Here is a 15,487-nt window from a genome sequence, read left to right as displayed (position 1 = left end):
TACTATTATTCAAGACTCGTTTTATTTAACAAAGTTTAATTTGTTTTTATTCGGATTAGCGAAAACGACATGGCCGGAGCTTCGTAGTCGAACTTTTTATGAACCGTAAAATCCGATAATTCAGGAAGCACATTTTCAGGATTTTCCAAGGTATTTTCATCTTCACGGTTTGCTGTCAGAAAAGTAAGTTTGGCTTCATTCGTTATATTCCGGAACCTGGAAAGGTTAACTTTCATCGTTTTGGCGGTGTTGCCGGCATTCACCATTTTCAGAATAATATCGCCTGATTGACTGTCGTACACACACGAAGCAGCAAGCGTAGTATCGTTCTGCGCTGTTTCAACCACTTTATCAAAATACAAGTCGCCCTGGTTGCTCATAAACATTTTCTGAACGTGGTAATTGGGAGTGAGACAAATTTTTGTATTGTCGAAAAAGATCATATCGGTGGTCCACTGTGTAAAGTTTCGTTTGGCCAGCAAAGGCGCATACGAAGCCATATCCACCACATCGCCGTTTCTTTCGAGAGCAGTCATGTAGGTAGCTTCGGCAATGGCATTCCACATTTTATTGCCCCACGATGCATATTCGCCCAGGTAGACTTTGGTTGCATTTCGTTTGTAGCTATCGTAACGCTGCTGATTACCCAGAAACCATTCAGGCTGCGTGTAGTAATGCTCATCCACCATCTCCAGCTTGAGCTGATCGGCAATTTCCCAGCCTTTCTCAAAGTCTTCTCCTTCAAGAAAAGGTCCAACTGTACCGATCACGATAATTTCAGGATATTTTTCTTTTACTGCTCTGTAAATCAAATTAAAACGCTCCTCAAACTCAGGTGTCATTTTGTCTTCGTTTCCAATGCCAACATACTCCAGATTAAATGGCTCAGGATGCCCGGCAGCTGCACGTATAGCTCCCCATTCGGAAGTTACAGGTCCGTTGGCCCACTCAATCAGGTCGAGTACTTCCTGAATGTATTCATCCAACTCATCTTCAGGAAGAGCTTTTTGCCCCGTGCCTCCAATGCGCCAGGTTCCGCCAGAGTTTTGGCAACTTACCGCAGCCGGAACCACAGGAACAGGCTTGGCACCAAGGTCTTCGCAAAACTGAAAATATTCGAAATAACCTAATCCGGCCGATTGATGATAACCCCAGATATTGCGTTGTTCAACCCGTTGTTCCAGCGGGCCAACTGAATTTTTCCAGCGGTACATATTTCCAAGGCCATCGCCGTGTACCAGACATCCACCTGGGAAACGTATAAATTTTGGCTGCATATCGGCCAATACCTGCGCCAAATCGGCACGCATTCCGTTTGCCCGGTTTTTAAATGTTTTTTCCGGAAAAAGCGAAATCACATCCATAGCCAGCGCTCCGTTCGAGCGTGCCAGAACTACCAGAAAAGCACTGTCGCAAGAAGCTTCCGCGTTTAATACTGCTGTATATTTTTTCCAGTCGCCCGAATCCGTTTGAATGGTTTTGCTTGCAAGTACTTCTCCTTTAGTATCTTCAAGGCTCACCAATAATTCCATTGGATTTTCGGAAAGTTGATGTGCAAACATCGAGAAGTTATACTGTTCACCTGCACGAACCACTATGCCATCAAAACCCGAATTCTTTATTCCCACTCCAGAAATGCCAGAAAATTTAGCTTCGTGGCCAACATGTTCGACTTCCAACACCATGTAGTGCGGATTATTGGGATGAACCGGAGCTTTGGTTTCCACGCTGATTCTGCCGTACGAAAAACCGGGAGAAATGTATTCCCAGTACGAATACGGTGTCCAGTCGCGTTGCTCTGTTGGATTGTATTCGAACGAACGGTTTTGTACCAACTCGGCGTACAAACCACCATCGGCAGCATAATTAATGTCTTCGAAAAACAGGCCAAAAAGGTTGGAGCTGATTTCTTTCCCACCTTTGGGAACCTGCGCATTTAAAGTTACCGCTGTAATAAACAACAGTGTGGCAGCTATAATTAATCGGTTTAAATGTACCATAGTACTCGTTTATTTGTTATTCAGATTCGTTCAACTTATTCTTCGGCACGCAATAACCTGACTACATAAACTGCTCCGGCCGTATTCCCGGGAAGTGCTTCAAACTTTATGCGTACATTGCTTTTGCCTACAACCATCGAATTGGGGATCGGATACACGATATCCTGAAAGGCTGAAATCTCCCAACGCCTGGTATTGTCTTCCGTTACCAGCTTTTCATCGTCGATATAAATATTGAATTTGCGGCCTCCCCACTCTGCTCCCCAGTAACGCACCAGCAAGCTTAGGTTTGTTTCGGAGTTAGTTGCAAAATCGTAACTAAAATAACCACCACCGGCGGCCTCGCGGTAGAATTGGTTTTGGTTATTTCCCGACCTTGATCTTTCCTGTTGCATGTCATGGTCTGTTTCTGGCTGTTGTTCGCCGGTGGCTACATAATCAACGGTTCTTTTTTCGATTGCCAGCATTGCCTGTTCGTTGGCTGCAAGCGAGTCCACATAAGCCTGGTAACCATCGTTGGTTAAAGCCAGCCAATACATCATGTACCTCGAATCGTGAATCTGGCTGAACGGTTCAAGCGTCAAATCCATCGGATTCACCATCTTCACATTCAGCTTAAAATGCAGCGGATTCCCATCAATCGGCTCCAGTTTGTCGCCCAGGTTTTCCATATCGTCTTCCACCAGGATCGGCGCTTTATCAACCGGCAAATATTCGCCACCTGAATATTGTCCCCAGCGGCCATCGTCTGCAATCAATCCCCTTAAATCCTCGGTTCCGGTTTTTGCTCCCAACAAAATTGGACCGTGCATAAACGCGATGTATTCAGGCACATTTGGTAAATGCTCGATGGTACTTTGCATAGGCAATTCAATTACTACTTCATCGCCTTTTTTCCAAGTCCGCTTGATATTGATGTAAGACGAAGGTTGAGCAGTATATTCAAGCGCTTTGCCATTTACTTTAATTTTTAGTGCTCCTTCTTTTACCCAAGCCGGGTACCTTACTTTTAAATTGAACTTAGAAGTACCTTTTGTTATGGTAAGTTTTGTTTGTTCTGCGAACGGAAATGTTGTTTCCTGTTTTAGTTGAATGCCTTTTTCTTTCCAGTTGAGTTCTGAAGCCACAAACAAATTCAGGTACAACTCGTTATCAGCATGCGTGAAAATAAAACGGTTGTACTGCCCGTGGTTTTCCATACCGGTTCCTACGCAACACCACATGGCCTCGTTTGGTGCCGAATACACCCGGTAATGACGTGGCCGTGCCGGAGTAAAATACACATAACCGCCGTGCCCGGGGTGTTGTGTGGAAAGAATATGGTTGAACATAGTACGTTCGTAATAATCAGCATATTGGGCCTCGGGATAAACACGGAATAAATCTTCAGTAAGTTTGAGCATGTTATACGAGTTACAGGACTCGGGTCCGTCGTTTACATGTACAAAATCGATACACGAAGTTTCGCTTGGAAAGTGCTCGCGGCGGCTGTTTCCGCCAAATGCCAGCGACCGGTTTTGAGTAATGGTTTCCCATGAAAACCGTGCCGCCTCAAGGTATTGTTCACTATCATTTAGCTCGGCTATACGCCCGAAACCAATAAATTTTGGGATCTGTGTATTTGCATGGTGATTATCAAGATTATCGATATCTTTTGATAAAGGCTCCAAAAATTCATTATGTGAATAGCGTTTTGCTGCATTCAGGTATTTTTCATCGCCGGTAATCTGGTAGGCATCGGCGTAAACTTCGTTCATGCCACCATGTTCCATACCGAGCATTTTCTCCATCTGCTCGTCAGATAAATTTGCAGTAAGATTAATTCCCCAGTCGCAGAACTTCAGAAACAATTCTTTGGCCTCTTCACTTTCGCCGTAAAGCCATGCATCGCGCAAACCGGCAAACATTTTATGCAGGTTGTAAAAAGGCGCCCACGAACCAAAATACACTCCAAAATCGCCTTTTTTGAACGTTGACCAAAGTTTAGCACTATTCGGGAAACCGCCTACATAACCAATTCCCCATTCGGGGTTATTTACCGCATTGGCTTCCTGGCATTCTTTTAACTCTTTTAGCATATAATCCATCCGGCGCTTGCACTCTTTATTACCTGTTGCGGCATAGTTCATTGCCATAGCCGATAGGTAATGACCGCCAACATGACCGTCTAATCCGTCCCAGTTCGGATAGGTTGGTTTGCGAGGTTCCAAGCCGGCTTCCTTACGGTATGGTGCCAGAAAACGATCGACATCGTATTGCAACAAAACCTCTATATTCAGGTCGCGCGCGTGTTTAAACGGGCCATCCAGCAGTTGAACATCAACTAAAGGAAATTCGTTGGGATATAATTTGGACTGGCCTTTTGAATACTTGCTTGTACCAAGTACAAAAGAAGCCATCAGAATCAGGTAAATCAGTTTATTCATGTTCGTACGTTTTAATAGTCTAATTGTAATTTTTCTTCATTTTTTCAGAACCATTACTAATTCTGCTTGTCAGTTAATTCATTCAGTCTATATCTGAAAATCCCCGCGATTTACTTTCTTTTTTATGTTGTTTATAACTACTTATGTCATTGCCAATCGCGATGTACATTTCTAATCTGATGTTATTTTGCGTTCAATTTCCACCAATCAAAATAAAACAAGTCTTTTTCTCCCTTGAATACAAAGTACATATCATGAACTCCTTTGATGTTTTTGTTAACCGGTGCAGTAAATAACTTCCAAATGCCTTCCTCGCGTGCAGTATTTATGTCAACTGTTGCAATGATTGGCCCGTCAATTTTATCTGCGCGTATTTCAATTATGCCTCCATAAACCGGGGAAACACTTACTTCAACCCATTCAGCTCCATCAGAAAAATCGACGCCACTGACTTTAATATAATCACCATGATTAATGGCTGTCACAAACAAATGATCATCAATTCTTTTCCCTCTGGCCCAATCGAAATCACCTTCCCATTCTGTTTCAAAGCGCGTCTTCACTCCTTCACTCCAAGCCATTGTTTCTGCTTCAACACGATTGAATGGATTTAAGGTCTGCACTTGTTCAGGTCCTTCTACCGACCAGTAATGCCGGTTTTTGATGGTCCCATCCGCGTTGTATTCCATTAGATCCATGTCAACCGAGCGGCGTTCATAAAATTTTGGTGTGGTTCTTTTCAGCAGGTCATAACTATGCCCAAAACAATACGATTTGCCCTTAAATTCAATGATACCCGGGTGATTTCCCCTGCTCTTTTCCGATGCATCTACAATCATACCTTTATATTCCCAGGGCCCGGTTGGGCTATCGCTCATGGCATACCCAATTCCTTCAGGACAACAAGTGGAAGCGTAAGCCAGATAATAATGATTATCACGTTTCCAAACCCATGGTCCTTCCTGATAATTTTTTGGTGTTGTTGCTTCCTCAATTATTTGTCCTGAATAGGAAATCATGTCTTCGTTCAGCTTCACGTAATATACTTTTGGATTTCCCCAGTACATATAAGCCTGCCCGTCATCATCGATCAATATAGTTGGGTCTATGTCGTGATTTCCCTGATGAATAAGAGGTTTTCCAATTGGATCTTTGAAAGGACCATACGGACTATCGGCTACCAATACTCCAATACCAACTCCTCCGGGCATCGGGCAGTACAGGTAAAATTTGCCATTACGTTCAATACATTGCACTGCCCATGCACCATTGTCGTAGGGTACCCAATCGAAATTTTTTAATGATGCCACTGCGCCGTGTTCAGTCCAGTTTACCATATCAACTGAAGTATAAAGCAACCAATCATGCATTTTAAATCCCATTGCATCATCTTCATCGTGACTGGTATAAAGAAATACCGTGTCGTTGTAAACCATCGGCGCCGGATCGGCTGTGTATTTGGTTTGAATAATTGGTTTTTGTGCAATTGAAGAGAAGGTCATTACCAGCCCCCCTATTATTGCTGCTATTTTTATTCTATTTTTCATTCGTTTAAAATTTTATAATTACCGGTTAATGAGTTAATTAAAAATTTAAAACTCATGGAACCGCTTCGCTCTCACATAATTTTTTTAATCTTACTCCTTTGTGATTTAATGATTAATAAAATCATGTTCGTTTCATCTGTACTTATTTTTATTTTAATTTGCTTCTGTGCTTTCTCAGCTCTTCTTACAAAACCTTGTAAACCCCAATAATCACATAAGGCTCTTCGTTGGGTTTTAACTGAGGCATTTCGAGTGTTCCTAAAAATATAGCGTGGTTTAAATAATCGTATGAACTTTCTATTGGCGCTTCAATGTCGATCACCGATTTTACATAAAAGCCACCTTCTTCTCCTTGTGCAGGGGCATGCATTAATGCTTTGTTTAGAACCTGAAATACCGTGCCGTCATCAGTTTTCATTAAATAACGGGCATACAGTTCGGTATCGCCATCAGGGCGAACCAATTGCCAGTCTTCCCCGCCGGGCAAAACTTCGCCCTTTATTTTTGGTCCGCTAAATGTGCCGCCGGTGATAGGAATTACGCGACGAGTTCCGCGTTTACTCTCGCCAACATTTATCATCGTACCAATTTTTACATTAGCCTTCCACATCAGTTCGGTTTTAAAATCACGATAAATGCTTTCACTGTTTTCAGAATTACTGTTCTGAGCAAAACCATGTACCGAGCAGATAAGCAGCAACACAAGGGCTACCGTTCCTAAACATTTTTTCTGAAGGTTAAAGTTCATAGGCTACTGTTTTAATTTAATTATTCATTCCTGACAAAAAATTTCGAAGCAGTCACCCCATCTCTATTTTTTACCTGTAGCACATAAAAGCCATCAGGCAAATCGGATATTTTAATATTAATTGCAGAATGCCCATCGAAATGTTTTATCGTATTTTTTATTGTTCTTCCTGAAAGATCCAGTACCGAAATAATTACATCTTCGCTTTTGGTTGATGCCAGCTGCAAAAACAACTGATTGTTTGCCGGATTTGGATAAAGTTTAATCACAGTATTTGTCCCAACCAGTGCATCTACTCCGGTAGCATTGTCGAACGTTAAGGGAAGCGATGCCGCCGAATACGAATTCTCTTCGGTGAGGTAAGCCGAGAAAGGATCAACCTTCTGCGTATTTCCGGTAGCAGCCTTGTCAAATGCGGTTACACCACCTTCGCTTTTCAGGTAATAGCTGTTTGGCGGCGATTGAATACCAATGTAAACACCGTTCATTTTGTTTTCGCTTATTGCATGAGGTGTAGAAACTTTACCCGAACCTTCGAAGGAAAAAGTTCCGTTCCCACTGATTAAAACAGGCTGGTTTGGCGCTATATTGGTTACATCAAGGCGGGTACAAAATATCTCCGATGAGCTGGGTTCCATGGTATAAACTTTTACGCCTTCGGGTATTGTTGCTTCGAAGGGCAAAACCAAGGTGCGGTAACCATTAACAGTGCAAGTGAAAGTTGCCAACTCAGCTTTAAAATTATGCGGCGCATAAAAATCACCACCCGTAGCATCCAATGCCAACTGGCTGCAAACCGTATCAACCACGACATTTGTGTTGGTATTGTTCACACCTTCGGCTACATAAAAAATGCAGTTGGTATTGGCGGCTTCCGCATTCCAATCCAGGTTTGAACTGATGCCGGTTGTTTCTGTAAAATCAACTGATGTTGCTTTTTCATCTTCCAAACCATCAATCAGGTAGCTGTCATCGGGGCTGTAAATACCCGAAAATTTATACATTTTTTCATTACCCAGTTTTAGGTAAACATCGCCAAAATTCATGGTAAGCACCGAGCTGTAATTTGAGTTGCTGATTCCAAGCAAGCCGATACATCCTTCGGTTAGCACGTTTCGTGAAATGTCAAAAGTGATATCGAACTCAGTTCCTGTCGGAAAATCTATTCTTCCGTAGTTGTGTGATTTTACAACTCCATCTGCATTTACATAGTGTAAAGTGGTGTTGTCGGAATTATTCTGATTGGCTGAAGAAAAAGATTTTACATGAAAGATCAATTGGTTGTATCGATCGTTTAACTCAAGATAACCGTTTGCAGTCGATGTATTATTACTGATTAAGCTGTTGCTGTGATCGAAAGTAACGGTTTTCCCGCTTAAGTTATAGGAGGTTCCAAACGCGGTTTGAGTTACTGTCTGGTCTTCAATTTTATTGTAATAAATGGCTTCGCCAGTCATTTGCGAGGCGGTACGTTCGGCACTTTCTACAAAAATGTATGTTGAAACGCTTGATGCATTTACACTTACTTCTGGTCTGAAAGTTTCGCCGGTAATGTTTACTGTTGAAGCAGACATGCTCAATTGTTCTGTTGTAACAAAACTGTTACCGGAGTTGGTATAAAACGGTAAATCAACAGTTAGCTGGTAATCGTTTTCCGAAGGATTGATAACATTCAGAATAATACTGTCTCCGCCCGTTGAAAGGTAAGCCGAACCTTGCAAAGTACTTGAATCGTCGTTCCAGGCAGCTTCAATCCGGGTTGTTCCGGTGGTGTATTTTGCATAATGCGAAAGAATGTAGCCGCGTTTTGTTAGTTCGCCGTTTGGCGTCCCCCAGGTACCATCGCCCATAAGTCCGTACCAACGTTTTGAAGCGTAATGCACCCAGGCATTAACATTTAAAAGCATGGCCTCGTTCAGTTTTCCGGCGAAATTAAAGGCATCCTTTTGCCAGTTTACGTTTCTTTCTGTAGGTTCGTCCGCATTCCAGTTAATCAGGTATTCGGTCATCCAAACTTCCTTACCTTTGGCACGAATCAACTCCAATCCATCCTGAATGTAACTGTACTGATGCCCTGCAAAAATATCGAATTTATCATCCATGTCATCGGCGGCAAAAGCCTCAGCGTAGTTGTTTGTAATACCGACTGCGTCCGGAGCCATCACTTTACAATCTATCAAATGCCTGTATTCTTTCAAAAAAGTGGTCAACTGTTCCGGAGTCCATAAACAACCGTGGTAAGTTGACTGCATATCAGGTTCGTTCTGAATGGAAATGGCATCCAGTTCAACTCCGTTCTCGCGAAGGTAAGTTACATACCTGTTGAGATACAGTGCGTAATCATCGTAATATTCCTCTTTCAGGTAGCCGAGGTGTTCTACGCCATCGTTATCTACATATTTTGCAGCAATGTGGTTGTTTGTTTTCCAGCTTGCTGGCATCGACCAGGGGCTGGCGAAGATTATAATTCCCAACGACTGTGCAAACTGAGCCGTTTCGAGCGTTGAGCTCCACTGATTTTCGTCGGGAATGTACAAGCGCATAATATTGTAACCGGCTTCGCTGTTTGCACCCCACAGTTTTCGGATTTCGTCATGCGACATGTGGTTATACTGAAAAGTTCCACTGCAAACAAAACCTCCAAATCCTGTAATTTTCTGATGTGTAATTTCACTATCGATTTTAACACCTGCTTTTTGCGCGCACACCTGATACTGCATCGAAGTACCTGCCACCAATAAAATAATTAAGCAAATGATGCTTTTCCAACCGGGGTATTTGGCTTTTCCTTTATTTTTTTCTACTTCGGCCATGCTTTCTAATCCTACTCTTAGTATTCTCCAACCACAACAACTTTCTTTCTACCAACTATGTATATCCCATCTTTTAGCCCTTTTGTTGCCTGGGACCTTTTCACCTGTGAGCGTATTCTTGCACCGGTAATGGTGTAAACATCAACAAATTCGGGTTCAGAATCGACAGGAAAAAGATCATATATTCCGGTAGGCTTTGCGTAATTTTCGTCGTTAGTGAGGTATATATCATTGATGATTAGCGGACAACCACCGGTTGACCAGAAACCAACATAATAAATATGTGAGGGATCCATTTGGGTTGTTGTTCCGTCTTTGTACATATTATCGAGCGAAACCACCACCTGGTCTTCGTTGCCAACATCATAAATTCCTGGTGTTGTCCAGTAACTGTTTTCGTCGTATAAACGGAATGAAAACCCACAGGCATTTGTATTTCCCAGTTTCACTACCAGGTATTTATAGTTTGAAAGATCGACACCGTTACTGTAGTACCAGCCTCCAAAACCATATTGGCCGGTAATGAGTGTACCGCTTGTTTCATCAAAGGATCCGTCTTCCCAAATATCAGGATTAAACACTTCGTTGCTTAACGGAAATGTGCTGGCATTAACCTGTACAGTTGCCTGCATTTTGTTTCCGCCCGGCCCGGTGTAAGAAATTACGATATTTGCTTCACCGTCCTTAAGTGCATGAATTCGTCCCCTTAACACCTGTATAATTTCGGGCTTGTCAATTGTGTATTCTGCCAGAGAGCTGATGTTCTCCGTGTGTCCGTCGGCAAAAACAGCGTTTACTGTTAAACTTGTTGAACTGCTTGTCATCACCGATAAGGCCTCGCCATTCTCAACAATCAGATCAGTGAGCGTTAAATAGTCTTCTGATGCCCCTTCAAAATCGTACTCCTGTCTGTAGTCCTTAAACCATTGATAAATTGGCCATGGACAAGCTTCAGGATCATTCAAAAAAGTAAACTCTTCTCCGGCTGCCGGGGCAATTCCTGTAAAATCGTCCAGCAGATCAGGGCTGGTAAAAAGCAACCAGCTTACATTGCCACATTCATCGGTAATTTTTTTAAAGTTGGCACCAAAACCTTCGCCGCCCGCAGTACCGGTAATATCTTTACCCCACGAGGACTCGTATTTCTCCGGTGCCCAGTCCATTTCGGTTACCATAATCGGAGCAAAATCGGCCACCGGCTGAACCTGTTCGTTCCATCCTCTTTGGAAAGGCTCGTATCCGTTTCCGCTGTTAAACCAGCCCGGATAAACATGAACGGCATAACCAATATTTTCTCCTTCGATGGGGTTAATGGCATAACCCGAATATTGCGACTGCCATCCCAGACCCGGTATCCAAAGTATGTTATCCGTGCTGGCTCTAATGGTATCAACAATGGCCTGAAAATAGGTTTTCAGATTATCGAAATGCCCCTGCGTTCCTGATCCGTATGTTCCGTCAGGTCCAAGTATTTTAATAGGCTCGTTGGCCAACTCGAACATGATGTTCGGATTATCTTTCAATTTCGGATGTTGCGCTACAATATCCCACACTTTAAGCAGGTATTCCTGGTAAACGCCACCAACTTCAATGCTATCGGGGCATACTCCCGGAGGACGCATCACCACATACAAACCTTTTGTAACAGCATATTCGGCCATAGGCACAAAAACCTCATCGAGGTATTTTACAAAACGCGTTTCGCTAAAACATTCTTCACCTTCGTAACGGCCTGAACAGCCGGGCGTATTACTCCAGTATGGGTCCATGTGCAAACGCACAAAGTTCATTTCCCAACCGGCTGTTAAAATATCATCGATAATCTGTTGATTGTAATTCAAACACGCTTGAACATCGTAGTTATTCCATTGGGTATTTCGCTCGTTAAACCAGGGCGAATAGGTTTGTGCAAATCCATGCAGATTTACAACGTGCCCGGTAGAATCTTTTAAATAACGTCCTTCTACATGAAGTTTTGGCATAGGCATTCCCTCCCATGCCAACAAATGAGTAATTGGCATAAAAATCATCAACACCACGCACCACACTAAAATCTTCTTCATCTATATCTCCTCTGTCTGTTTTTACTTCGTTTTATATTTGCCAGGTCTCTTATTTAAATTGCCACCAGTCGAAATTGAATAAGTCCTTGTCTTCTCCTTTGAAAACCAGGTAAACATCGTGAACACCTTTGGCCTCCTTCATTTTGGTTGAAAGCGTTTTCCAGTTTTGTTCTCCTCCGGTTCCGGTAACCGAAAGAACGCCTAATAACTCACCGTCTTTTTCATCGATGCGGATTTCAATACTTCCTGATTGTGCTGAAGCAACACCGGCTTCAAACTTTTTGGCTCCTTTGCCAAAATCAACACTTCGTATTTTTATAAAATCGTTGTTATCGATACTGCTTACATAAACACCAACTGTTTCATCCGATTTTGTTTTCAGTCCTTCCGACCAGGCAATGGTTTCGGCTTCAACCCGTTTAAACGGATTCAGGTTTTCAACACTTGTGGTTACGCCTTCCTTTGTAGGTTCAATTACAGGAATGGTCCCGTCGGGATTGTATTCAAACTGTTCCACACTTGTTGATCGTTTAAATCCTTCTCCACCTGACAACTCCTGACTGTGATAGAAAAAATAGGAGTTTCCTTTAAAATCGATAATCCCTGAATGGTTTGTAAAAGCCAGGTGTGGCGCTCTTTCCATAACAAATCCTTTGTAGGTCCATGGCCCTTCGGGCGATGTTGAAGTGGAATAGGCAATGTACTCGGGAATACCGGCAGCGGCATAAACCATGTAGTACAAATTGTTGCGTTTGTAAAACCAGGGGCCTTCGGTATAAGAAGGACCGGGTTTACCATCGCGACCTTTGTGCGAGCCAAAAGCTTCAGTAGTCATTTCGGTTGAAACAACTCCATTTTGCCCGATACTCTGGTCGTATGAAATCATATCTTCGTTTAACTTCACGTACCACAACTTTGGGTTTCCCCAGTACAGATACGACTGGCCATCATCGTCGACATACACGGTAGGATCAATGTCCTGCCAAATGTGATCCGTTTCGATCAAACGTTTTCCGAGCGGGTCGGTAAACGGACCAGTTGGAGAATCGGCAACCAATACCGAAATACCTTCTCCGTGTATGGGAACATAGAGGTAAAACTTTCCGTTTCGCTCGATGCACTGTGGTGCCCATGCGCCATTTGTTTTATCGAGCCATGCAAAACTTTTCAGCGAAGCCACTGCACCGTGATCGGTCCAGTTCACCATATCGGTTGACGAATAACAACGCCAGTCGTACATGGTAAAAAAGTTATTTACTGTTGAATCCTCGTCGTGACTCGTATAAAGATATACCGTACCATCGTACACCATTGGTGCCGGGTCGGCCGTGTAATAAGTTTGAATTATAGGGTTTTGCGCGTAGCCCATCGTTGCAAGAAACATTCCGATGAATAAAACCAGGCTAAACTTTGTTTTCATTTTAATTGAATTATAAAACGGTTAAAAACTTAATTAACTATCACTTTGCGGGTTAACACGTTATTATCGTTGTCGGTAATCCGAACCAGGTATAATCCTTTTGTATAGCTGTCTATATTAATATTTATCAGCGGCTCAGAACTTTCCAGCGAATGTACCAGCACCCCAATACTGTTGTAAACCGAAACTTTGTAAGGAGCTTCAGAATATTCGATATTTAAAACTGTTGTTGCCGGGTTCGGGAATACTCTGAGTTCATTATCAAAGTCTTTTCCAAGCTCAATTCCAACCTGGGTATCCGGGGTACCAATTTTCTTAGGCCCAAATGCTTCGGCAGAACTTCCATCGGTGGCTTTCAAGCTTCCCGGAAAGTAAGCTACTGTGTTGTAGTCATCTGTGTTAACATTCCTGTCGAGCTGCAGAAGAATAGCCTTATCGTTATACTGGTCAGCCTCTACAGCGTCGAGCCCGATTCCATCAGTTGAAAAGAATTTAAACTGGCTTCGAACCAGGGAGCTGTTATCGATGGGTTTATCAAATTCGAGTTTTACCACATTATCGGCTTCGAATGTGGCGTTTAAAAGCTGAGGCCCTTTTAGTTTTGCATTGCTTTCATACAGCGTAAAAACCGAATCTTCATTCTCTTTGAGGCATGGTATCGTAAAAACTTTCACGCTATCGCCAAAAGCCACTTCAATTTCGTAATCGCCATAGTAGGCGTTAAAATCCAGGGGACTGGTGCTACTAATTTGCGAATCGAAATTGGTAGCCCACAACTTTTTGGTATAATACAACAAGGTGTCGGCAGCTAATTTTGGCGTATAATCAAAGTTGAAATAGCCTGATTTCGGACGCCAGCCATCTTCATTGTCCGAATCCCTTAAAACCCAGCTTATCATTCCGTTTACCGATGGGTGCGAAAAAGCAATTGTCAATACTTTAATAAGATCTTCGGCCTGTTCTTCTTCGGTGAGATTACCACCAAAGTCGTACTCAGTTAACCTGATTGGTAACCCGGCCTCTGCAATAATATTGATATTTTTAATCAGTTCATCAACGTTTGGCCGGCAACAGTCCCAAAAGTGCGCCTGCATACCTACTCCGGTAATTGGTCCTCCGTTTTCAATAATTTCAAGGATTAAATCGCGGTATTCTGCGGCTTGTCCCCAATTGTATTCAACATTGTAGTCGTTTACATACAAATCGGCATCTGGGTCGGCAGAACGTGCCCATTTAAAACTATTCCAGATAATGGAATCGCCATGTGTATTGCGCATCCAGTCGGCATGACCGGATAAAGGTTCATTCACTACATCGTATTCTGATATCAGTCCCTTATAACGCGAAACATCGCGAATAATTCTCATTTTACAGGTATCAACAAAGGCCTCTGTCGTTGGCAGGTTCCGAACCCAGTCGGGGGTGGAATGTGCATCATCGCCTCCCCAAAGTAAATTGTGGCCTCTAAGCTTCCAGCCTACTTTTTGGGTCCAGCGGAGAGCATTCTCGAAATTGGAATAATTCGGGGTTGTATGATTGGGCTGAACACCACTCCATTTAAACGAATTACCCGTAACTCCGTAATTAAAATACTTGTACATGGTTGCCTTCATCCACTGTTCACCTGAGGCAACTGTATTTACATCAGGATCGAAAAATCCCTGCTCGCTTTGATAGGAATTCCCATCGCCCGTGGTTAATTCCGGGCCCCCGCAATTGATTCGTGTTACCTGTGTCCCTCCAATTTCCTCCAGTTGAATTCCTTTAATTGCAACATTATCGGTAACGGATGTTAATTCAATATTTATTTGGTTATCGGTGGCCAAAATGGTAAGAGCCGTATCAACAGCTATATTTTTTCCTCCGGCCTCGGTATAAACATCGTAATTCTGGAGAAATAATTGATTTTCAACCTTTACATTAAATACCCGCGAATTGCCTGAGCCAAAATAAATCTCAGCAAATTTTAAGGTAAGCTTATAGTTTTTACCGCTTTCTGCCGGAATGGCGTAAGCCAGGTAATCACTCCACCGTTCGGATTGGTATATTTTAGCATCGCTAACGGCCTGAACAGCAGCCGTGGTGCTGTATGAATTTCCCATGCTTGCTTCTCCTTCATAAAAATCGAAAGCCATCCCAAAGGGAAATTCGTGTTTTTTCATGCGCACCGAAACGTCACCTGTAAACGGGTTGCCGTCTTTATCAATTATTTTAATACCAAAATCGCCTTTCCGAAGTGTATCAATTCTTTCTTGCGCATCCCGATACCAGGCTGCATACGACTGAGCCTTAGCTTCTTTCCCTAAAATAAGCATTGCAGCGAACAGGAAAACAAGGTATATAATTCGTCGCTGAATGTTCTTTGTATAATTTCTATTGTATTTCATCTACTTCTATCGTCTATTGTTAATGGAAATCCCCAACTTCGGGTATACTCCACCTCTATCCACTGCCACATCATTTTTGATGA

8 protein-coding genes are annotated in these 15,487 nt (G+C 42.7%); all 8 read right to left on the bottom strand.

Annotated features, from left to right (window positions below; all coding sequences use genetic code 11):
- Positions 1 to 35: 35 nt before the first annotated feature.
- Positions 36 to 2,000, bottom strand: coding sequence for an alpha-L-arabinofuranosidase C-terminal domain-containing protein (locus LH29_RS06685; RefSeq protein ID WP_082063445.1), 1,965 nt, complete (start codon positions 1,998 to 2,000; stop codon positions 36 to 38).
- Between the two features lie 35 nt (positions 2,001 to 2,035).
- Complete coding sequence (locus LH29_RS06680) at positions 2,036 to 4,426, bottom strand: glycoside hydrolase family 127 protein (protein ID WP_045027021.1); 2,391 nt, start codon at positions 4,424 to 4,426, stop codon at positions 2,036 to 2,038.
- Positions 4,427 to 4,608: 182 nt separating this feature from the next.
- Entirely contained in the window at positions 4,609 to 5,973 is a 1,365-nt protein-coding gene (locus tag LH29_RS06675; RefSeq protein ID WP_045027018.1) for a glycoside hydrolase family 43 protein, read from the bottom strand.
- Positions 5,974 to 6,157: 184 nt separating this feature from the next.
- A complete protein-coding gene (locus LH29_RS06670; RefSeq protein WP_052670644.1) occupies positions 6,158 to 6,721 on the bottom strand; it encodes a DUF3237 family protein in 564 nt (187 codons plus the stop codon).
- Between the two features lie 20 nt (positions 6,722 to 6,741).
- Positions 6,742 to 9,534, bottom strand: a complete 2,793-nt coding sequence (locus LH29_RS06665; protein ID WP_052670643.1) for a T9SS type A sorting domain-containing protein — start codon at positions 9,532 to 9,534, stop codon at positions 6,742 to 6,744.
- Between the two features lie 17 nt (positions 9,535 to 9,551).
- Complete coding sequence (locus tag LH29_RS06660) at positions 9,552 to 11,597, bottom strand: glycoside hydrolase family 5 protein (protein ID WP_082063444.1); 2,046 nt, start codon at positions 11,595 to 11,597, stop codon at positions 9,552 to 9,554.
- Positions 11,598 to 11,646: 49 nt separating this feature from the next.
- Complete coding sequence (locus LH29_RS06655) at positions 11,647 to 13,017, bottom strand: glycoside hydrolase family 43 protein (RefSeq protein WP_045027011.1); 1,371 nt, start codon at positions 13,015 to 13,017, stop codon at positions 11,647 to 11,649.
- A 29-nt stretch (positions 13,018 to 13,046) separates the two neighbouring features.
- A complete protein-coding gene (locus LH29_RS06650; RefSeq protein ID WP_045027009.1) occupies positions 13,047 to 15,404 on the bottom strand; it encodes an endo-1,4-beta-xylanase in 2,358 nt (785 codons plus the stop codon).
- Positions 15,405 to 15,487: the final 83 nt, after the last annotated feature.

The sequence above is a fragment of the Draconibacterium sediminis genome (genome assembly GCF_000949475.1).
GTDB classification, from domain to species: domain Bacteria; phylum Bacteroidota; class Bacteroidia; order Bacteroidales; family Prolixibacteraceae; genus Draconibacterium; species Draconibacterium sediminis.
The sequence above is the reverse complement of the archived record's forward strand: the minus strand, read 5'-3'. Positions and strand labels throughout refer to the sequence as shown.